The organism is Streptomyces sp. NBC_01013 (assembly GCF_045162765.1).
In the GTDB taxonomy this organism is placed as follows: domain Bacteria; phylum Actinomycetota; class Actinomycetes; order Streptomycetales; family Streptomycetaceae; genus Streptomyces.
In genome coordinates, this window is the sequence record NZ_CP108687.1 from 6,768,226 (window position 1) to 6,789,710 (window position 21,485).

Below are 21,485 nucleotides of genomic sequence, written 5' to 3' on the forward strand. Positions count from 1 at the left end.
CGACAATGCCGACCGGTGAACGGCAGTGTTTCCCCCAGGTGAAGGAGGCGTCAAGGGTTGTGTGTTCTATAACTCGATCGTTACCGATCGTCCCGCAGGGATCTCAGAACCGCCTGGCGCCCAGATCCCGGGAGACCGCGCGGGCACAGTCCCGCACCGCCGCCACCAGCTCGGGCCGCAGTTCACCGTCCGCGCACACCCGTTCCACCGCGCCGGTCACGGCCACGGCGCCCACCGGCATCCGTCGCCGGTCGTGGATCGGGGCGGCCACCGCGGCCACGCCTTCCCAGGTCTCCTCGACGTCGGCCGCCCAGCCCCGGGCGCGGATCAGGTCGAGCATCGACTCGAACTCCTGCGGATCGGTGACCGTGCGCGGCGTGAAGGACTGCCGCTCCGCCTCCAGGGCCTCCGTGTGGGCCACCGGGTCGTAGGCGGACAGGACCTTGCCCAGGGCCGTGGAGTGCAGCGGCTGCATGGCCCCGACCTCCAGGACCTGGCGACTGTCATCGGGCCGGAAGACGTGGTGGACGATCAGGACGCCCTGCTGGTGCAGCACGCCGAGGTGGGCGCTCTCCCCGCTGGAACGGGCCAGGTCGTCCGTCCAGACCAGCGCGCGGGCCCGCAGCTCGTGGACGTCCAGATAGCTGTTGCCCAGACGCAGCAGCTCGGCCCCCAGCTGATAGCGGCCGGACGCCGCGTCCTGCTCGACGAAGCCCTCGTGCTGGAGCGTGCGCAGGATTCCGTGCGCGGTTCCCTTGGCCAGGCCCAGGGAGGAGGCGATGTCGGACAGTCCCAGCCGCCGCTCGCCGCCCGCCAGCAGACGCAGCATCGCGGCTGCCCGCTCCAGCGACTGGATGTTCTTGGCCATCGCGCCGTACTCCTCCACCTCGGTTCGACAATGCTGAACAGTATCGGTCCATGCCGACCCGTGCTTGATCGCAGGGGAATTCTGCGGCACCCCGGGATGCCCGGGCGACCGCCCGCACGGCATGCAGTCCGATTCGTGGGACAGAGTGACGCCCCGGGACGCCGCCCGGCTACCCTGGCCGGGTGCGCCTTCCGCCGAAGCCGCAAAGCCGACAGCCGTCGCATCCCAGGGAGTACATCCATGGCCTCGTCGCCGACCCCTTCCGCCGACAGCCGGAACCGAGCCGCAGCCCTCCGCGAGGCGCTCGCCACCCGAGTCGTGGTGGCCGACGGTGCCATGGGCACCATGCTCCAGGCACAGGACCCCACGCTGGAGGACTTCGAGAACCTCGAAGGCTGCAACGAGATCCTGAACCTCACGCGCCCCGACATCGTGCGCTCGGTGCACGAGGAGTACTTCGCCGTCGGCGTGGACTGCGTCGAGACGAACACCTTCGGCGCCAACACGGCGGCCCTGGGCGAGTACGACATTCCCGAACGCGTCCACGAACTTTCGGAGGCCGGCGCGCGCATCGCGCGTGAGGTGGCGGACGAGTTCACCGCTTCCACGGGGCAGCAGCGCTGGGTGCTCGGATCGATGGGTCCCGGGACGAAGTTGCCGACGCTGGGCCACGTCCCCTACCTCACGCTGCGCGACGGCTTCCAGCAGAACGCCGAAGGTCTCATCGCGGGCGGTGCGGACGCGCTGATCGTGGAGACGACGCAGGACCTGCTGCAGACGAAGGCCGCGGTGCTGGGCGCCCGGCGGGCACTGGAGGCCCTGGGCAGCGACCTGCCGCTGCTGTGCTCGCTGGCGTTCGAGACGACCGGCACGATGCTGCTGGGCTCGGAGATCGGCGCCGCTCTGACCGCGCTGGAGCCGCTCGGTGTCGACATGATCGGGCTGAACTGTTCGACCGGCCCGGCGGAGATGAGTGAGCACCTGCGCTACCTCACCCGCCACTCCCGCATCCCGCTGCTCTGCATGCCGAACGCCGGGCTGCCGGTGCTCACCAAGGACGGCGCCCACTTCCCGCTCGACCCCGAAGGGCTGGCCGACGCGCAGGAGACGTTCGTCCAGGAGTACGGGCTGTCCCTGGTGGGAGGCTGCTGCGGTACGACGCCGGAGCACCTGCGGCAGGTCGTGGAGCGGGTCCGGGGCGCTGTGCCGTCCGCGCGCGACCCGCGCCCGGAACCGGGAGCGGCGTCGCTGTACCAGACGGTCCCGTTCCGGCAGGACACCTCGTACCTGGCGATCGGTGAGCGTACGAACGCCAACGGGTCGAAGAAGTTCCGCGAGGCCATGCTGGAGGCACGCTGGGACGACTGCGTGGAGATGGCCCGTGACCAGATCCGCGAAGGCGCGCACATGCTCGACCTGTGTGTCGACTACGTCGGCCGCGACGGTGTCGCGGACATGGAGGAGCTGGCCGGGCGCTTCGCCACCGCCTCCACCCTCCCGATCGTCCTGGACTCCACGGAGCTGCCCGTGCTGCGGGCCGGACTGGAGAAGCTCGGCGGCCGCGCGGTCCTCAACTCCGTCAACTACGAGGACGGCGACGGGCCCGAGTCGCGCTTCGTGAAGGTCACCCAGCTGGCCGCCGAACACGGCGCGGCACTGATCGCCCTGACCATCGACGAGGAGGGCCAGGCCCGTACGGTCGAGCACAAGGTCGCCATCGCCGAGCGGCTCATCGAGGACCTGACCGGCAACTGGGGCATCCAGGAGTCGGACATCCTCATCGACACCCTGACCTTCACGATCTGCACCGGCCAGGAGGAGTCCAGGGGCGACGGCATCGCCACGATCGGTGCGATCCGCGAGCTGAAGAAGCGCCACCCCGACGTCCAGACCACGCTGGGCCTGTCGAACATCTCCTTCGGCCTCAACCCGGCCGCCCGGGTCGTGCTCAACTCCGTCTTCCTCGACGAGTGCGTCAAGGCCGGGCTCGACTCCGCGATCGTGCACGCATCGAAGATCCTGCCCATCGCCCGGCTGGAGGAGGAGCAGGTCAAGGTCGCCCTCGACCTGATCTACGACCGCCGCGCCGAGGGCTACGACCCGCTGCAGCGGCTCATGGAGCTCTTCGAGGGCGTCAACATGAAGTCGATGAAGGCAGGCAAGGCCGAGGAACTCCTCGCCCTGCCCCTGGACGAGCGCCTCCAGCGCCGCATCATCGACGGCGAGAAGAACGGCCTGGAAGCCGACCTCGCCGAGGCGCTGAAGGACACGCCGGCGCTCGACATCGTCAACAACACCCTCCTGGAGGGCATGAAGGTCGTCGGCGAGCTGTTCGGCTCCGGTCAGATGCAGCTGCCGTTCGTGCTCCAGTCCGCCGAGGTCATGAAGACCGCGGTGGCCTACCTGGAGCCGCACATGGAGAAGTCCGACGCGGAGGGCAAGGGCACCATCGTCCTGGCGACCGTGCGCGGCGACGTCCACGACATCGGCAAGAACCTCGTCGACATCATCCTGTCCAACAACGGGTTCAACGTCGTCAACATCGGCATCAAGCAGCCCGTCTCCGCGATCCTGGACGCCGCCGAGGAGCACCGGGCCGACGTCATCGGCATGTCCGGCCTCCTGGTCAAGTCCACCGTGATCATGAAGGAGAACCTCCAGGAGCTCAACCAGCGCAAGCTGGCCGCCGAGTACCCGGTGATCCTGGGTGGCGCCGCCCTCACCCGCGCCTACGTCGAACAGGACCTCCACGAGATCTACGAGGGCGAGGTCCGCTACGCGCGCGACGCCTTCGAGGGCCTGCGCCTGATGGACGCCCTGATCGCGGTCAAGCGCGGCGTCCCCGGAGCCACCCTCCCCGAGCTCAAGCAGCGCCGCGTCCCCGCCCGCGACACCGCCGTGCTGGAGGTCGACGAGCCCGAGGAGGGTGTGCGCTCCGACGTCGCCGTCGACAATCCCGTCCCCACCCCGCCGTTCTGGGGGAGCCGGGTCGTCAAGGGCATCCAGCTCAAGGAGTACGCCTCCTGGCTCGACGAGGGCGCCCTCTTCAAGGGCCAGTGGGGCCTCAAGCAGGCCCGGGCCGGTGACGGACCGACGTACGAGGAGCTCGCCGAGACCGAGGGCCGGCCGCACCTGCGCGGCTGGCTGGACAAGCTGCACACCGAGAACCTCCTCGAAGCGGCCGTCGTCTACGGCTACTACCCCTGCGTCTCCAAGGGCGACGACCTGATCCTGCTCCACGAGGACGGCTCCGAGCGCACCCGCTTCACCTTCCCGCGCCAGCGCCGCGGCCGCCGCCTGTGCCTCGCGGACTTCTTCCGCCCCGAGGAGTCGGGCGAGACCGACGTCATCGGCCTCCAGGTCGTCACGGTCGGCTCGAAGATCGGCGGCGAGACGGCCAAGCTCTTCGAAGCCAACTCCTACCGCGACTACCTGGAGCTGCACGGCCTGTCCGTCCAGCTCGCCGAGGCCCTCGCCGAGTACTGGCACGCCCGCGTCCGCTCCGAGCTCGGGTTCGCGGGCGACGACCCCGCCGACGTCGAGGACATGTTCGCCCTCAAGTACCGCGGGGCCCGCTTCTCCCTGGGCTACGGAGCGTGCCCGGACCTGGAGGACCGGGCGAAGATCGCCGACCTGCTGCAGCCCGAGCGGATCGGGGTCCACCTCTCCGAGGAGTTCCAGCTCCACCCGGAGCAGTCCACCGACGCGATCGTCATCCACCACCCCGAGGCGAAGTACTTCAACGCGCGGTAGGTCTCCCTTCGACGCGCCGTAGCGGCAGGAGTCGTACACTGGTCGGTCCAGTGCAGGCCGGTCGCCCTTCCTCCGGGAATGGCGGCCGGCCTTCTCGCCCCTCATGGAAGGTGTGCCGGATGACCAGTACGATCCCCGCGTCCCCGACCCGTACGGCCGAGGGTGCTGCCCTCCAGGCCGTCTTTCTCGATATGGACGGCACCCTGGTCGACACCGAGGGCTTCTGGTGGGACGCCGAGGTATCGGTCTTCGCGGATCTGGGGCACCGGCTGGACGAGGCGTGGAAGGACGTGGTCGTCGGCGGCCCGATGACCCGCAGCGCCGGCTACCTCATGGACGTCACCGGCGCGGACGTCACCCTCGACGAACTGACCGTGCTGCTCAACGACCGGTTCGAGAAGCGCATCGCCGACGGAGTGCCGCTGATGCCGGGCGCGGCACGGCTGCTCGCCGAGCTCGCGAGACACGAGGTTCCCACGGCCCTCGTCTCCGCCTCCCACCGACGGATCATCGACCGGGTTCTGGACTCGGTGGGCCGTCACCACTTCGCGCTCACCGTCGCCGGCGACGAGGTCGTCCGCACGAAGCCACACCCGGAGCCCTACCTCACGGCCGCGGAGGGCTTCGCGGCCGATCCCCGGCTCTGTGCCGTCATCGAGGACACGGCGACCGGCGTGGCGGCCGCGGAGGCCGCGGGATGCCGGGTGGTCGCCGTGCCGTCCGTGTCGCCGATCGCCCCGGCCGCCGGCCGCATGGTCGTCGGTTCACTCGAAGAGGTCGATCTCGCATTTCTCAGGCGCCTAGTCACTGGTACGCGGTGATCCGCGCACCGAGAGTGTTCCTGTGAATGAACGGAAAAGCTCTCGCAAAAAACCGTGCGTTTTATGTCGCACCTCTGTGCCGGTAAGGCGAGTGCATGTCAATGCGTAAGGGTGTTCGGTGCGTGACCTTTGTCACTCATTCGCTGCTACACGGTTCCCTGGAATCCGCCGTGACGCCTGCTGCGCGTACCCAAGTGTCCCGATTGATGAATCCGTGTACGAATCATTCCAGGGACGGTAAATCGGCTCTTCGCTGGAGATCCGAGCTCTTTGATTAGCGTGACGCGGTACCGGTCCGGCGAAACCGGCGGCGCCTACTAATGTCGTTTTCTCCATGACCGCATGAGGGAGAACGTCCACGATGAACCGCAAGACTCTGGTGCTGCCGGCCGTCGTCGGCCTGCTCGCCCCCGTACTCGCCGCCTGCGGCGCGTCGGACGGTGGGAGCGATGGCAACGGCGCCATCGTTGTCGGCACTACGGACCAGTTCGTCACCTCGAAGGACGCCCCCGCACCTCTCGATCCCGCCATCGGCTACGAGGCGGGCGTCTGGAACGTACTGCGGCAGACGGTCCAGACCCTGATGCACGTCCCCCGCAGCGGTGGCCAGCCCACGCCCGAGGCCGCCGAGAGCTGTCTCTTCACCGACACGGCGAACGAGAGCTACCGCTGCAAGCTGCGCAGCGGCCTCACCTTTGCGGACGGCAGCGCGGTCACCGTCGACGACGTCAAGTACTCCATCGACCGCGTGCTCCGGATCAAATCCACGAACGGGCCGGTGGCCCTGCTCAACAACATCGACACCGTCGAGACGATGGGTGACCGCGAGGTCGTATTCCATCTCCGGACACCGGACGCCACCTTCCCGTACAAACTCGCGACGCCGCCCGCAGGAATAGTCCAGCGCGACAAATACCCGGCGGCCGCGCCCCGCAGCGGATTCCAGGTGGACGGTTCGGGCCCGTACACGATGAAGCCGGAAGTGAAGAACGGCCGCGTCGAGAAGGTCGTCTTCACGAGGAACCCCCGCTACAAGGGGGACCTCAAGGTAGTGAACGAGAAGGTCGAACTGGATTCCTTCCCCGATGCCGGCGCCATGGGTAAAGCGCTCACCGGGAAGAAGATCGACATGATGACGCGCACCATGTCACCGAAGCAGGCCCAGCAGATGGTGGAGCACCCCGAGGACGGCATCAAGCTCACCGAGATGCCCGGTCTCGCCATCCGCTACCTCGGTTTCGACACCAAGGACCCCGCCGTGAAGAACAAGGCGGTCCGCCAGGCCATGGCCCAGATCATCGACCGCGGCCAGATCGCGAGCGAGGTCTACGGCACCACGGCCGAGCCGCTGTACTCACTGATCCCGTCCAGCATCACCGGACACACGAACTCGTTCTTCAACAAGTACGGCGAACCCAGCGCCGCCAAGGCCGCCACGATCCTGAAGAACGCCGGGATCCACACCCCGGTGACGTTCACCCTCAACTACACGAGCGACTACTACGGCGAGGCCACCGCCGACGAGTTCGCGACGCTCAAGCGGCAGCTCAACAGCACCGGACTCTTCGACGTGACCGTCAAGGGCACCCCCTGGGCGAAGTACCGTCCCGCGGAGCTGCGGCGCGACTACGCGGTGTACGGCATGGGCTGGTTCCCCGACTTCCCGGACCCGGACAACTACACGGCGCCGTTCCTCGACAGGGACAACTTCCTCAACTCGCCGTACCGGTCGGCCGCGGCCCAGAAGACACTCATCCCCGAATCCCGCCGCGAGGCCGACCGCAGCGCCGCCGCCAAGACCTTCCAGCAGCTCCAGGACATCGTCGCCGAGGACGTGCCCGTCCTTCCCCTCTGGCAGGGCAAGCAGTACGTCGCCTCGCGTGAAGGTCTCACCGGCGTCGAATGGGCGGTCACCTCGTCCGCCGACATCCACCTCTGGGAACTCGGCACCAGCTGATCGGCCGCCCCGGCCGCCCGCCCTCCGCAGGGTCACTGGGCGCCGGGGCGCACCAGTCCGCTCTCGTACGCGTACACCGCCGCCTGCACCCGGTCGCGCAGCCCCAGCTTCGTCAGCACATGCCCCACATGTGTCTTGACCGTGGTCTCGCTGACGAACAGATCCGCCGCGATCTCCGCATTCGACAATCCGCGGGCGACCAGCTTCAGGACCTCCACCTCACGGTCCGTGAGGGTGTGCAAGGTGTCCGGCACCGGCTCCTCGCCGGACGGGAGATGGTCCGCGTACTTGTCGAGCAGCCGGCGCGTGATGCTCGGAGCGAGCATCGCCTCGCCGCCTGCGACCACCCGGATCGCCTGCACCAGCTCATTGGCCGGGGCGTCCTTCAGCAGGAAGCCACTGGCGCCGGCGCGGAGCGCCTCCACCACGTACTCGTCGAGATCGAACGTGGTCAGCACCAGGACCTTCGCCGGGCCGTCCCGTCCCGGACCGGTGATCTGTCGCGTCGCCTCGACACCGTCCATCCGCGGCATCCGGATGTCCATCAGCACGACATCGGGCTGCAGGGCCCGCACCTGGTCGAGTGCCTGGAGACCGTCACCGGCCTCGCCCACCACCGCGAGATCGCCCTCCGCCTCCAGGATCATCCGGAAGCCGGTGCGCAGCAGCGGTTGGTCGTCGACCAGCAGGACGCGGATTGCCACGGGATCTCCTCAATGTCCTTCCAGGGCCTCAGGCCGGCCGGCCTCAGCCCGGACCGGGTCCATTCTGCCCTGGACATCCTGCGTCGATTCCGTCGGCCGCACCGACAGCGGATACACCGGGGGAGTCCCCCCGAATTCGGGACAGAGTGCCTGATGGTCGCACCAGCCGCACAGCTTCGTCGGCCGGGGCCGCCACTCGCCCGTCTCCGTGGCCAGCGAGATGGCATCCCACAGCGCCAGCAGCTTGCGCTCCACCCGCTCCAGGTCCGCGACCACCGGGTCGTACGTCATCACGTCGCCGCTGCCGAGGTAGACGAGCTGGAGCCGGCGCGGCACCACACCCTTGAGCCGCCAGATGACCAGCGCGTAGAACTTCATCTGGAAGAGCGCGCCCTCCGCATACTCCGGACGCGGCGCCTTTCCCGTCTTGTAGTCCACGATCCGGACGTCGCCCGTCGGAGCCACGTCGATCCGGTCGATCACCCCGCGCAGCCGCAGGCCCGACTCCAGCTCTGTCTCGACGAACATCTCCCGCTCGGCCGGCTCCAGGCGCGTCGGATCCTCCAGCGAGAACCAGCGCTCCACCAGCCGCTCCGCCTCCGACAGCCACCGCGCGAGCCGCTCGCCCTCGGGGTCCTCGGCGAACAGCTCCGACAGCTCCGGCTTCGACTCCAGGAGCCGGTCCCACTGGGCCGGGATCAACGACGTGGCCCGCCCCGGCGTGCGCTCCGCCGCAGGATTGTCGAAGAGCCGCTCCAGCACCGCATGCACGAGGGTGCCCCGGGTAGCCGCCTCACTGGGCTTCTGCGGCAGCCTGTCGATGACCCGGAAGCGGTAGAGCAACGGGCACTGCATGAAATCGCTCGCCCGCGACGGCGAAAGGGACGAGGGCGGCTGAGGCGGCCGCGGTACTGAGGTCATGACGAAGACCCTACGACCCGCCACTGACACCAATCGGCATACCATCGACCACAGACCCTCGAACACTGCATGATCGTGCCGAAACGGCACCGACCGAAGGGACCTCGTGGACGAGAGCGGCAACAGCGGGCAGCCGCAACCCGGCCCAGGGGGCACGGCCCCCGGCGACGGCCCCGACAAGGGCACACCGGGACGCAAGGAGGAGCCGGGAGGCGGCATCCTCATGGGCCGCCCCTTCGGAGTGCCGGTCTACGTGGCGCCCAGCTGGTTCGTCGTGGCAGCCCTGATCACCTGGGTCTTCGGTGGCCAGCTCGACCGTGTCCTGCCCGACCTCGGCGCGGCCCGCTACCTGGTCGCCCTCTTCTTCGCGATCGCGTTCTACGCCTCCGTGCTCGTCCACGAACTCGCACACACGGTCGTCGCCCTGCGCTACAAGCTCCCGGTCCGGCGTATCCAGCTCCAGTTCTTCGGCGGCGTCTCCGAGATCGAGAAGGAATCCGAGACCCCCGGACGCGAGTTCGTCCTCGCCTTCGTCGGCCCGCTGCTCTCCCTCGTACTCGCGGGCGTCTTCTACGTCCCGATGAAGCTCGTCGAAGCCGGCACCGTGCCCGGCGTGCTGCTCGGCGGACTGATGATCTCCAACCTCATCGTCGCCGCGTTCAACCTGCTGCCCGGCCTCCCGCTCGACGGAGGCCGGATGCTCCGAGCCGTGGTCTGGAAGATCACCGGCCGTCCGATGAGCGGCACCGTCGCCGCCGCCTGGGTCGGACGCGCCCTCGCCGTCGTCACCCTCATCGGACTGCCCCTCCTCACCCACACCGGGGCGCTCGGGAGCAGCAACCGCGAGATCAGCGGCATGGACACCGTCACCGACGCCCTGCTCGCCGCGATCCTCGCCGCCATCATCTGGACCGGCGCGGGCAACAGCCTGCGCATGGCCCGGCTCCGCGAGCACCTCCCCGACCTGCAGGCCCGCACCCTCACCCGGCGCGCCGTCCCGGTCGAGGGCGACACCCCGCTCTCCGAGGCCCTGCGCCGGGCCAACGAGGCGGGCGCCCGCGCCCTCGTCGTCGTCGACGCGACGGGCTCGCCCCAGGCGCTCGTCCGGGAGGCCGCCATCGTCGGGGTCCCCGAACACCGCCGCCCCTGGGTCGCCGTCAGCGGCCTCGCCCAGGACCTCACCGAGGGCATGAAGGTCTCCGCCGAGCTCGCCGGTGAAGCCCTCCTGGACCGCCTCAAGGCCAGCCCCGCCACCGAGTACCTCGTCGTCGAGGACACCGGTGAGATCTACGGAGTGCTCTCCACCGCCGACGTCGAGCGTGCGTTCGTCGCCGCCATGGCCCGCCCCACCGCCTGAGAGGCGCTCCGCCCCCGCCCGGGCGGGCGGTCGGCGCCCCGGGAAACACCGGTACGCTGGTCACATGTCTGAACCGACCGGTGCCGCCCGCCGACGCGGGCCCTTCAAGGTCGGGGACCAGGTCCAGCTCACCGATCCCAAGGGACGCCACTACACCTTCACGCTCGAAGCCGGAAAGAACTTCCACACCCACAAGGGTTCTTTCTCGCACGACGAGCTGATCGGTGCTCCCGAGGGCAGTGTTGTCCGTACCACGGGAAACGTCGTCTATCTGGCGCTGCGCCCCCTGCTCCCCGACTACGTCCTGTCCATGCCCCGCGGCGCCGCCGTGGTCTACCCCAAGGACGCGGGTCAGATCCTGGCCTTCGCCGACATCTTCCCCGGCGCCCGCGTCGTGGAAGCCGGCGTGGGATCCGGCGCACTCTCCACCTTCCTGCTCCGCGCCATCGGCGAACAGGGGATGCTGCACTCCTACGAGCGCCGCGAGGACTTCGCCGAGATCGCCCAGCAGAACGTCGAGCGCTACTTCGGCACTCCGCACCCCGCATGGCAGCTCACCGTCGGCGATCTCCAGGACAACCTCACGGAGACCGACGTGGACCGCGTCGTCCTGGACATGCTCGCGCCCTGGGAATGCCTGGACGTCGTCTCCAAGGCGCTCGTCCCGGGCGGCATCCTCTGTGCGTACGTCGCGACCACCACCCAGCTCTCGCGGACGGTCGAGTCCATCCGTGAGATCGGCTGCTTCGCCGAACCGCAGCCCTGGGAGTCGATGATCCGCAACTGGCACGTCGAGGGTCTCGCCGTGCGCCCGGACCACCGCATGATCGGCCACACCGGATTCCTCGTCACCGCCCGCCGGCTGGCCGACGGAGTCCAGCCCCCGCCGCGCCGCCGCCGGCCCTCCAAGGGCGCCTACGGCGAGGACTACACCGGCCCGGGCAGCCAGAGCGGCTCCGCCCGCGACTGAACCACGGCGCAGCCGCTCCGGCATGCGCAGACCGGCGCCGCCGCGGAGTTCCCGGACCGACCCGGGAACTCCGCGGCGGCGCCTTTCCGTTGCCCGGGAGCGGGCGCCGGACGCAGAGCAGGATCTGTGACGACCCCACCGTTCCGCTGCCGTGTGAGGTGTGGCACGATGCTGGCCACCCCCACCCCGCCGCCGACGTCCCGCCGACGGCACCGCCTTTCCGGCATTCCGTACCACAGGAACCACAGGAGACATCCCGCGTGCAGACCTCCGTGCTCCCGGACCTCGCGCACACCGACACCACGCCGATGCACTGGCTCGCCACCGCCGCAGCCATGGCCGCCGTCGTCGCGGCAGCCGGTCTGCTCCAGCCCGACGCGAGCGCCTCGGCCTCCACTCCCCACCGCACCGCGGCGCAGCACGGAGCGGCGCCCCAGGCTGCCCCCGACCCGGCACAGGCGGACTTCCCGCTGGACTGCGGCGGGGCGGGCCACACCGTGGCCAAGGAGGTCCCCGGCGACCTGGACGGCGACCGCCGTCCGGAAACCGTCGCGGTGGTCCACTGCACGGCCGGATCCGGCACCCCGCCCAGTGGCGTCTACGTCCTCACCCGGGGAAGCGGTGCCGCACCACGGATCGTCGCGACCCTGGTGGACCCCGTCCAGAGGATGAGCGTCGGTGACTTCGCGGTGCGTGACGGCGTCGTCTCCGCCACGCTCCTCGGCTACTCCTCGCCCGAGGTGCCCTCCTGCTGCCCCGACGAGCAGGAAAAGGTCACCTGGCAGTGGCAGAACGGCGCTTTCGTGCGCAGCAGCCAGTCGGAGGACCCGGCCGGCGCCGGCGTCTGACCGTCACCGGCGCGTGGCAGGCGTCCTCTTCGGGGCCGCGGTATCAGGCGGCCTCGGGGCCGAAGACCTCGACCCTGTCCGAAACCCGCCGTACGTGAATGCAGTCGCCCGGGCACTCCTTGGCCGAGTCGACCACGTCCTGCAGGAGCGGCAGCGGGACGGGCGTGGTGGCCCCCTTGTCCTGGAGCAGTTCGTCCTGATCGCTCTTCACATACGCGAGACCGTCGATGTCCAGCTCGAACACCTCCGGCGCGTACTGCACGCAGATGCCGTCTCCCGTGCAGAGGTCCTGGTCGATCCAGACCTCCAGGTCCTGCGTCTCGCTGCCGGTGGGAGCGTCCTGCTGCACGGTCATTTCTCCTGCCGTTCCTGCGTATCCGAACCAAAAAAAGCCAACTCTGGTGGCTGTTGAACAGTTCGACGATACAACCGGCCGCTTTCCGATGTTGAAGGGTGGGTATTCCCCTGACACGAGGGAGAGCGCAAGGGTGAAGATCGGACACACCCCAGAGTCTTTGTGATCTAGGGGTTTCAATCATCACCCACCCAGGTAGGGTCAGGAAGCGTCCAGCTCCCCTTGGAGGAGGTGAGGACCGTGGCAGCCCACGACGACGACATCAACCGCGGCATCCGGCCCGGGCGGGGGTCCGAAGACCCAGCCGGCCAGGTCGCCTATCTCGAGCAGGAAATCGCCGTCCTGCGACGTAAGCTCGCCGACTCTCCGCGTCATACGAGGATTCTCGAAGAGCGGATCGTCGAGTTGCAGACCAACCTCGCAGGCGTGTCCGCTCAGAACGAGCGGCTCGCCGGCACACTCCGCGAGGCCCGCGACCAGATCGTGGCCCTCAAGGAAGAGGTCGACCGGCTCGCACAGCCGCCGGCCGGCTTCGGTGTGTTCCTGCAGGCGAACGAGGACGGCACCTGCGACATCTTCACCGGGGGCCGCAAGCTCCGGGTGAACGTCAGTCCCAGCGTCGAGCTGGAGGATCTCCGGCGCGGCCAGGAGGTCATGCTCAACGAAGCGCTCAACGTGGTCGACGCCATGGAATTCGAGCGGGCCGGGGACATCGTCACCCTCAAGGAGATCCTTGAGGACGGCGAACGCGCCCTGGTGGTCGGGCACACCGACGAGGAACGGGTGGTGCGGCTCGCCGAGCCGTTGCTGGACATCACCATCCGCCCCGGCGACGCCCTGCTGCTCGAACCCAGGTCCGGCTACGTCTACGAAGTCGTGCCCAAGAGCGAGGTCGAAGAGCTCGTCCTCGAAGAAGTCCCGGACATCGACTACAACAAGATCGGTGGACTGGGCGACCAGATCGAGCTGATCCGCGACGCGGTCGAGCTCCCCTACCTCCACCCCGACCTCTTCAAGGAGCACGAGCTCCGGCCACCGAAGGGCATCCTGCTCTACGGTCCGCCCGGCTGCGGCAAGACACTCATTGCCAAGGCGGTCGCCAACTCCCTTGCCAAGAAGGTCGCCGAAGTCACCGGCCAGCCGGCCGGGAAGAGCTACTTCCTCAACATCAAGGGCCCGGAACTCCTCAACAAGTACGTCGGCGAGACCGAGCGCCACATCCGCCTGGTCTTCCAGCGTGCTCGCGAGAAGGCGAGCGAGGGCACCCCCGTCATCGTCTTTTTCGACGAGATGGAGTCCCTCTTCCGTACCCGGGGATCCGGCGTCAGCTCGGACGTGGAGAACACCATCGTCCCCCAGCTGCTCGCCGAGATCGACGGCGTCGAGGGCCTGGAGAACGTCATCGTCATCGGCGCCTCCAACCGCGAGGACATGATCGACCCCGCGATCCTGCGACCGGGCCGCCTCGATGTGAAGATCAAGATCGAGCGTCCCGACGCAGAGGCGGCGAAGGACATCTTCGCGAAGTACCTCACGCCCTCGTTGCCCCTGCACGCGGACGATCTGGCCGAGCACACGGGCTCCAAGGAGGCCGCGGCCCACGCCATGATCCAGTCGGTCGTCGAGCGGATGTACACCGAGTCCGAGGAGAACCGCTTCCTCGAGGTCACGTACGCCAACGGCGACAAGGAGGTCCTCTACTTCAAGGACTTCAACTCCGGCGCGATGATCCAGAACATCGTCGACCGGGCCAAGAAGATGGCCATCAAGGCATTCCTCGAGCAGGGCCAGAAGGGCCTGCGCGTCTCCCACCTCCTCCAGGCCTGCGTGGACGAGTTCAAGGAGAACGAGGACCTGCCGAACACCACCAACCCGGACGACTGGGCCAGGATCTCCGGCAAGAAGGGTGAGCGGATCGTCTTCATCCGCACACTCGTCACCGGAAAGCAGGGCGCGGACACCGGTCGTTCCATCGACACGGTGGCGAATACCGGGCAGTACCTCTAGGACAAGGACCGGCTGCGGATGCCCGGCCGGGCATCCGCAGCCGGTTGCTTTCCGGACAGCTCCGACGACACCGCAGTAATGACGTAATTGATCTCCCCACCGGCGCAGAGGCGCTCTAGGCTCTGGCGTACCGCCCGGTCGCGCAGTGCGGGAACGGGCGAACCGCGCACGCACCGGAAAAGCAGCGGTACTTGAGCGCCGCCCCCGGAAGGGAGCGCCGCCGGGCAAGGAGGGCCGCATGACCGTACGGCGAGTAATGGGCATCGAGACCGAGTACGGGATCTCCGTGCCCGGCCACCCCAACGCCAATGCCATGCTCACCTCGTCCCAGATCGTCAACGCCTACGCGGCGGCGATGCACCGGGCGCGCCGCGCCCGCTGGGACTTCGAGGAGGAGAACCCGCTGCGCGACGCGCGAGGCTTCGACCTCGCCCGCGAGACCGCCGACTCCAGCCAGCTCACCGACGAGGACATCGGCCTGGCCAACGTCATCCTCACCAACGGAGCGCGGCTCTACGTCGACCACGCACACCCCGAGTACAGCTCGCCGGAGATCACCAACCCCCGGGACGCGGTCCTGTGGGACAAGGCCGGCGAACGCATCATGGCCGAGGCCGCGGAGCGCGCGGCCCAGCTGCCGGGCGCCCAGCCGATCCATCTGTACAAGAACAACACCGACAACAAGGGCGCCTCGTACGGCACGCACGAGAACTATCTGATGAAACGCGAGACGGCGTTCTCCGACATCGTGCGCCATCTGACGCCGTTCTTCGTCTCGCGGCAGGTCGTGACCGGCGCGGGGCGGGTCGGAATCGGCCAGGACGGCCACGAGCACGGGTTCCAGATCAGCCAGCGCGCCGACTACTTCGAGGTCGAGGTCGGGCTGGAGACCACCCTCAAACGACCCATCATCAACACGCGCGACGAGCCCCACTCCGACGCCGAGAAGTACCGCCGGCTCCATGTGATCATCGGCGACGCGAACCTCTCGGAGATCTCCACCTACCTCAAGCTGGGCACCACCTCGCTCGTGCTCTCCATGATCGAGGACGGCTTCATCAATGTCGACCTGGCCGTCGACCAGCCGGTCCGCACCTTGCACCAGGTCTCGCACGATCCGGATCTCCAGCAGCTGATCACTCTGCGCAGCGGCCGGACACTCACCGCTGTCCAGCTCCAGATGGAGTACTTCGAGCTGGGCCGAAAGTACGTCGAGGAGCGGTACGGGGCGGATGCGGACGAGCAGACCAAGGACATCCTGATCCGTTGGGAGGACACGCTCAACCGGCTGGAGAACGATCCGATGAGCCTGTCCCGCGAGCTCGACTGGATCGCCAAGCGGGAGCTCATGGAGGGCTACCGTCGCCGCGACAACCTCGACTGGGACGCCGCCCGCCTGCACCTGGTGGACCTGCAGTACGCCGACGTACGGCCCGACAAGGGTCTGTACAACCGTCTGGTGGCCCGGGGCAGGATGAAGCGCCTGCTGGACGAGAACGAGGTCGAGAAGGCCCGTACGGCGCCTCCGGAGGACACCAGAGCGTATTTCCGCGGTCGCTGTCTGGAACAGTACGCGGACGACGTGGCGGCGGCCTCCTGGGACTCGGTCATCTTCGACCTGCCGGGCCACGACTCCCTTCAGCGGGTTCCCACCATGGAGCCGCTGCGGGGCACCCGTGACCACGTCAAGGCCCTCCTGGACCGCTGCCGCACGGCGGAAGAGCTGGTCCGGGTGCTCGCGGGCGGCTGAAAGGGCCGCCGACTGGGAATCATTCCGATGACCTCCGGACGTTGAGACAAGTACCGGGCCAATGTCGGACCCCGTAGGTAGGGTCTGATCAAGTGCTTCGAACCGAGCGGGGTGAGCTATATGGCGACCAAGGACACCGGCGGCGGACAGCAGAAGGCGACGCGCTCCACCGAAGAGGTCGAGGAGCAGGCGCAGGATGCGCAGGGCTCCGAGGACCTCAAGGAGCGACAGGAGAAGCTGAGCGACGACGTCGACGACGTCCTCGACGAGATCGACGACGTCCTCGAGGCCAATGCCGAGGACTTCGTTCGAAGTTTCGTGCAAAAGGGCGGACAGTAGGGGCGATGCCCGAGTCGCGTGAAGTGAAGTGGTGCTCCGGACGTGAGAGAGAGTCACCACTGCCTTCTTTCGCGTCGGACAGGAACCGGCGCGACGGCCTTCAGTCGCGGTGTCGGGAGTGCGTGGCTGCTTACGGCGCCGCGCATGACCGGCGCCGCCGGGCAGCTCGAGGCAAGCCGGGGCGAGAGCGTGTGCACGTTCCGCAGGGGCACAGGGAGTGTCGGACGTGTGGCGAAGTCAAGCCGCACGGCGAGTGGCACCGCAGCGCGACTGCCCCTGACGGCTCGGCGCCGCGCTCCAAGGCGTGCAAGTCGGCTCGGGGGCGCGCGGGTCACCTCAAGCGCCAGTACGGCATGACCGAGACTCAGCGCGATGACATGATCTCGTCGCGGTCGGGCGTCCGCACGATCCGCCTGACTGCTCCCGCCGTTCATGTGGATCACTGCCGCGATGCGGGTAGGGTCCGAGGCGTATTGTGCTTCAACTGCGATTCGGCCATCGGCACGTTGGGAGATGATCCCGACACCTTGCGCAGGCTGTCGCTTACCTGGAGGGAAACGCGTGGAAGCCAACACTCGTAGCACCGGGCGTCTACCAGCTGCCTTCCTGACGCCCGGGTCCTCTTCGTTCATGGACTTCCTGTCCGACCAGTCGCCCGGGATGCTCCCGGGCAACCGGCAGATGCCGCCCATGAAGGGGGCCATCGAGGCGCCGCACGGCACCACGATCGTCGCGGCGTCCTTCCCCGGCGGTGTGGTCCTCGCCGGTGACCGGCGGGCGACCATGGGCAACATGATCGCGCAGCGCGACATCGAGAAGGTCTTCCCGGCCGACGAGTACTCCGCGGTGGGTATCGCCGGTACAGCGGGTCTGGCCGTGGAGATGGTCAAGCTCTTCCAGCTGGAGCTGGAGCACTTCGAGAAGGTGGAGGGGGCGCAGCTCTCCCTGGAGGGCAAGGCGAACCGGCTCTCCACGATGATCCGGAGCAATCTGGCGATGGCCATGCAGGGTCTCGCCGTGGTGCCGCTCTTCGCTGGCTACGACGTCGACCGCGAGCGGGGCCGGATCTTCAGTTACGACGTCACCGGCGGCCGTTCCGAGGAGCACGGATACGCATCCACCGGCTCCGGCTCGATCTTCGCCCGTGGCTCGATGAAGAAGCTCTACCGCGAGGACCTGACGGAGGAGCAGACGCTCACGCTGGTCGTGCAGGCGCTGTACGACGCCGCGGACGACGATTCGGCGACCGGCGGCCCGGACGTGGCCCGTCGTATCTACCCGATCGTCACCGTCATCACGGACGAGGGCTTCCGGAAGCTGACCGCGGCGGAATCCTCCGAGATCGCGCGCTCGATTCTGGAACGCCGGATGGAACAGCCCGACGGCCCGCGCGCCGCGCTGCTCTGACCGCCCGTTCCAAGGCTTCTCCTTCGATGCTCCCGCCAATGACAGAAAGGGACGGATAGCCGGTGTCGACGCCGTTCTATGTCTCACCTCAGCAGGCCATGGCCGACCGGGCGGAATACGCCCGGAAGGGCATCGCCCGTGGTCGCAGCCTGGTTGTGCTGCAGTACGCCGACGGCATTGTGTTCGTCGGCGAGAACCCGTCCCGTGCGTTGCACAAGTTCAGCGAGATCTATGACCGGATCGGTTTCGCCGCCGCCGGCAAGTACAACGAATACGAGAATCTCCGCATCGGCGGTGTGCGTTACGCCGATCTGCGCGGATACACCTATGACCGCGACGATGTGACGGCGCGTGGACTGGCGAACGTCTACGCGCAGACCCTCGGCACCATCTTCTCCAGTGCGGCCGAGAAGCCGTACGAGGTGGAGTTGGTGGTGGCCGAAGTGGGCGCCGGGCCGGAGGGCGACCAGATCTACCGGCTGCCGCACGACGGCTCGATCGTGGACGAGCACGGCTCGGTCGCGGTCGGCGGCAACGCCGAACAGATCAGCACCTTCCTGGACCAGCGCCACCGAGACGGGATGACCCTCGCCGAGGCGCTGAAGCTGGCGGTGCAGGCGCTGTCCCGCGATCCCAACGGCAGCGAGCGGGAGATCCCCGCGGAGCGGCTGGAGGTCGCGGTCCTGGACCGTACGAGGCCGCAGCAGCGCAAGTTCAAGCGGATCGTCGGTCGGCAGCTGGCCCGGCTGCTGGAGGCGGACGGCGCCGGTTCGACGCCCACCGACGCTCCTTCGGACACGGAGGACGGCGAGGGCGCGGACACCTCCGCGACTACGACGGATGCCGGCAAGAAGGGCGGGAAGGCAGCCACTTCCGAATCCTCCGATGCCAGTGGTTCCAAGGATTCCACCGACTCCGGCGGCGACGTGGAGTAGCAGGACTCCCGGTCTCCGTGCCCCGGTCCGCCGTTTCGGCGGACCGGGGCACTGTCATGTGGCGTGGTGGTCGGGCGCGGGCGCGGAGGAGCCGCGGATCACCAGCCGCACCGGCAGGCTGCCGGGCTCGGCCGGCCTGCCGTCCAGTACGGCCAGCAGCGCGCTCATGCCGCGCTCGCCGACCTGCTCGGCGGGCAGGTGCACGGTGGTGAGTTCGGGTTCGACGGCCGTGGCCAGAGCCAGGTCGTCGAAGCCGGTGACGGAGAGGTCGTCCGGAATCCGCATCCCGAGCCGGCGCGCGGCCTTGCAGGCGCCCGCGGCCAGGATGTCGTCGTCGCAGACGATGGCGGTGGGGCGGGGCCCCGGGGCCGCCAGTGCGCGTTCTGTGGCCTCGCGGCCGGCCCGCACGTCCAGCGCGGCCGGGACGGAACGGACATCCGTTCCGGGGACACCGCCCAGGACTTCGTGCAGGGCCCGGGCGCGGACCGCGAACGTCCAGGAGTCGACGGACGACGCGAGATGCACGAAGCGGCGGTGGCCGAGGGAGAGCAGGTGTCGTGCGACCTGGCGCATCCCGTCGGCGATGTCGAGGTTGACCCGGGCGGCGGGACCCGGCGCCGCCGGGTCGCTGTCGAGCATGACCAGGGGGAGCCCGGCGCCGTTGAGGGCGCCGAGTGCGTCGGCGGCCATGGAGGAGGCGATCACCCCGTCCAGCGCGGCGCGTGCCGAGGCGAAGGGGTCCCGGGCCGGGCCCGTGCCGTCGGGCGAGGGGTAGAGGACGACACCGAAGCCGTGCTCGGCGGCGACGGCGGCGGCGCCCGTGTAGACCCGGGCGAAGAACTCGTTGGTCAGTGCGGGGACGACGAGCAGGGCGGTCCTGGTGTGACCGAGGCGCAGATTGCGGGCGGCGAGGTTGGGCCGGTAGCCGAGGTCGCGGGCGGCGTCGCGCACCCGGCCGGCGGTGGTCTCGGAGACCCTGCCGCGCCACTTGTCGCCGAGCACCAGGGAGACCGTTGCCTGGGAGACGTCCGCGGCTCGCGCCACGTCGCGACTGGTGGGGCGGGGCGGGCCGGGTGCTGCTGGGCTGGTCACGCGGGCCTCCGGGCCGGTCTGGGCAGGCGCAATGGAGTGGACCTGCGGACTGGCTCATGGTACGTATGAACGTGGAAGTTATACGTAAAACCTCGGGGTGGCCCCAACGGCACTCCACACGGAAGGGCGGGACATGGCCGCGGGATATCTGGACATCCTCCGGGCGCGGCATGCCGCTCGGCTGCTGACCGGCACCCTGGTGGGCCGGCTGCCGAACGGCACCGCCCCCATCGCGATCGTCCTGTTCACCCGCGCGGAGGGCGGCAGCTACGCCCTCGCAGGCGCGCTCGCCGCGGTGTACGGGCTGGGCACGGCGGTCGGACAGCCGCTGCTCGGCCGTGCCGTGGATCTGCACGGCCAGCCGCGCGTCCAACTGCCCGCCGCCGTCCTCTCCGCCCTCGGGATGGCCCTGCTCGCCGTAGCGGGATTCGGGTCGCTGCCGCTCGCCTACGCGGCCGTGGCCGTCGCCGGGGTGGCCACACCGCCCCTGGAAGGGGGCCTGCGGGCGCTGTGGCCGAGCGTGCTCGGCAGCGAGGACCGGGTGCACCGGGCGTACGCCATGGACGCGGTCGCGCAGGAAGTCATGTTCACCGTCGGACCGTTGCTGGTGACCGTGCTGGTCTCCCTCTGGTCGCCCGCCGCCGCACTGCTCGTCATCAATCTGATTGGGGTGCTGGGGGCGCTCTCCGTGGTGCTGTCCGAGCCGTCGAGGGCCTGGCGCTCGGCGCCGCGCGAGGCGCACTGGCTGGGCGCGCTGCGCTCGCCCGGGCTGTTGGCGCTGCTCGGGTCCTTCTTCTTCGTCGGACTGGCGCTGGGATCCATCACGGTGGCGGGTGTGGCGTACGCCGACGACCAGGGCCAGGAGTCGGTCTACGGCTGGCTGATGGCCGCTCTGGGCCTGGGGGCGCTGATCGGAGGCGTGGTGTACGGGGCGCGGCAGTGGTCGGGGCCGCCCGAGCGCAGGCTGCGGGTGATCGTGGCGCTGCTGGCGCTGGGCTATCTGCCGCTGACGCTGACGCCGGGTGTGGTGGCGATGACCGTGCTGGCCGCCGTCGCCGGAGTGTTCCTGGCTCCCGCCATCGCCTGCTCGTTCATCGTCGTCGACCGGCACGCCCCGAGGGGCACCGTGACGGAGGCGTTCTCCTGGCTCGTGACGACGTTCGGGGTGGGCGCGGCGGCGGGCACGGCCGTGGCGGGCCCGGCCGTGGAGCTGGGCGGGACGGCGTGGAGCTTCGCCGTCGCGGGGGCCGGTGGAGTGGCGGCGCTGCTCGTTCTGCTGGCCACCGGAAAGGTCCTCGCAGCTCCCGGGCGTAGTGCTGTCGCGGTGCGAGGATCGGAAAATGATCGAAACGGTGCTGTCGAACCCGGTTTCAGCTCGGGCCATCAGGCGTAATGTTCAGT

Annotated in this window: 18 protein-coding genes; 13 read left to right on the forward strand and 5 right to left on the reverse strand. The window is 68.9% G+C overall.

Annotated features, from left to right (window positions below):
- Positions 1–103: 103 nt before the first annotated feature.
- A complete protein-coding gene (locus tag OG538_RS29490; protein ID WP_406098486.1) occupies positions 104–868 on the reverse strand; it encodes an IclR family transcriptional regulator in 765 nt (254 codons plus the stop codon).
- 240 nt (positions 869–1,108) lie between these two features.
- On the opposite strand from OG538_RS29490, the gene metH reads away from it, so the two are divergent.
- The 3 genes from metH (at position 1,109) to OG538_RS29505 (ending at position 7,399) form a co-directional block, all read left to right on the forward strand.
- Positions 1,109–4,621, forward strand: a complete 3,513-nt coding sequence (gene metH, locus OG538_RS29495; protein ID WP_406098487.1) for a methionine synthase — start codon at positions 1,109–1,111, stop codon at positions 4,619–4,621.
- 119 nt (positions 4,622–4,740) lie between these two features.
- On the forward strand, positions 4,741–5,442 hold the full coding sequence (locus tag OG538_RS29500) for an HAD family hydrolase (RefSeq protein ID WP_406098488.1): 702 nt from the start codon (positions 4,741–4,743) through the stop codon (positions 5,440–5,442).
- 361 nt (positions 5,443–5,803) lie between these two features.
- Complete coding sequence (locus OG538_RS29505) at positions 5,804–7,399, forward strand: ABC transporter substrate-binding protein (protein WP_406098489.1); 1,596 nt, start codon at positions 5,804–5,806, stop codon at positions 7,397–7,399.
- A 32-nt stretch (positions 7,400–7,431) separates the two neighbouring features.
- Here the strand turns inward: OG538_RS29505 and OG538_RS29510 are convergent, their stop codons facing one another.
- Both OG538_RS29510 and OG538_RS29515 read right to left on the reverse strand, forming a co-directional pair.
- Positions 7,432–8,103, reverse strand: a complete 672-nt coding sequence (locus tag OG538_RS29510; protein WP_148016141.1) for a response regulator transcription factor — start codon at positions 8,101–8,103, stop codon at positions 7,432–7,434.
- Positions 8,104–8,112: 9 nt separating this feature from the next.
- Entirely contained in the window at positions 8,113–8,958 is an 846-nt protein-coding gene (locus tag OG538_RS29515; protein WP_406100362.1) for a RecB family exonuclease, read from the reverse strand.
- A 172-nt stretch (positions 8,959–9,130) separates the two neighbouring features.
- Here OG538_RS29515 and OG538_RS29520 point away from each other — a divergent pair, with 172 nt between their 5' ends.
- From OG538_RS29520 to OG538_RS29530, 3 genes are all read left to right on the forward strand, one after another.
- Positions 9,131–10,381, forward strand: a complete 1,251-nt coding sequence (locus tag OG538_RS29520; RefSeq protein WP_406098490.1) for a site-2 protease family protein — start codon at positions 9,131–9,133, stop codon at positions 10,379–10,381.
- A gap of 64 nt (positions 10,382–10,445) precedes the next feature.
- The gene (locus OG538_RS29525; protein WP_406098491.1) at positions 10,446–11,351 is read left to right on the forward strand and encodes a tRNA (adenine-N1)-methyltransferase; all 906 of its coding nucleotides are present in this window, start codon (positions 10,446–10,448) and stop codon (positions 11,349–11,351) included.
- 260 nt (positions 11,352–11,611) lie between these two features.
- Complete coding sequence (locus OG538_RS29530) at positions 11,612–12,199, forward strand: hypothetical protein (RefSeq protein WP_406098492.1); 588 nt, start codon at positions 11,612–11,614, stop codon at positions 12,197–12,199.
- A gap of 43 nt (positions 12,200–12,242) precedes the next feature.
- On the opposite strand, the gene OG538_RS29535 is transcribed toward OG538_RS29530, so the two are convergent.
- Positions 12,243–12,554 carry a ferredoxin gene (locus OG538_RS29535; RefSeq protein WP_311313341.1) on the reverse strand — a complete coding sequence of 104 codons (312 nt, stop codon included), beginning with the start codon at positions 12,552–12,554 and terminating at the stop codon, positions 12,243–12,245.
- 240 nt (positions 12,555–12,794) lie between these two features.
- Here OG538_RS29535 and arc point away from each other — a divergent pair, with 240 nt between their 5' ends.
- The 6 genes from arc (at position 12,795) to prcA (ending at position 18,992) form a co-directional block, all read left to right on the forward strand.
- Positions 12,795–14,561 (forward strand): proteasome ATPase, encoded by a 1,767-nt coding sequence (gene arc, locus OG538_RS29540; RefSeq protein ID WP_406098493.1) that lies wholly within the window; start codon positions 12,795–12,797, stop codon positions 14,559–14,561.
- 238 nt (positions 14,562–14,799) lie between these two features.
- Entirely contained in the window at positions 14,800–16,311 is a 1,512-nt protein-coding gene (gene dop, locus OG538_RS29545) for a depupylase/deamidase Dop (protein WP_406098494.1), read from the forward strand.
- Positions 16,312–16,431: 120 nt separating this feature from the next.
- Positions 16,432–16,650 carry a ubiquitin-like protein Pup gene (locus OG538_RS29550; protein WP_406098495.1) on the forward strand — a complete coding sequence of 73 codons (219 nt, stop codon included), beginning with the start codon at positions 16,432–16,434 and terminating at the stop codon, positions 16,648–16,650.
- Positions 16,651–17,027: 377 nt separating this feature from the next.
- Complete coding sequence (locus OG538_RS29555; protein WP_406100363.1) at positions 17,028–17,231, forward strand: endonuclease domain-containing protein; 204 nt, start codon at positions 17,028–17,030, stop codon at positions 17,229–17,231.
- Complete coding sequence (gene prcB / locus OG538_RS29560; protein ID WP_406098496.1) at positions 17,212–18,057, forward strand: proteasome subunit beta; 846 nt, start codon at positions 17,212–17,214, stop codon at positions 18,055–18,057. The genes OG538_RS29555 and prcB overlap by 20 nt, the downstream gene beginning before the upstream one ends.
- A gap of 62 nt (positions 18,058–18,119) precedes the next feature.
- Positions 18,120–18,992, forward strand: a complete 873-nt coding sequence (gene prcA / locus OG538_RS29565; protein WP_406098497.1) for a proteasome subunit alpha — start codon at positions 18,120–18,122, stop codon at positions 18,990–18,992.
- Positions 18,993–19,046: 54 nt separating this feature from the next.
- Here the strand turns inward: prcA and OG538_RS29570 are convergent, their stop codons facing one another.
- Complete coding sequence (locus tag OG538_RS29570; RefSeq protein WP_406098498.1) at positions 19,047–20,084, reverse strand: LacI family DNA-binding transcriptional regulator; 1,038 nt, start codon at positions 20,082–20,084, stop codon at positions 19,047–19,049.
- A gap of 133 nt (positions 20,085–20,217) precedes the next feature.
- Here OG538_RS29570 and OG538_RS29575 point away from each other — a divergent pair, with 133 nt between their 5' ends.
- Entirely contained in the window at positions 20,218–21,477 is a 1,260-nt protein-coding gene (locus tag OG538_RS29575) for an MFS transporter (RefSeq protein WP_406098499.1), read from the forward strand.
- The last annotated feature ends 8 nt before the right edge of the window (positions 21,478–21,485 follow it).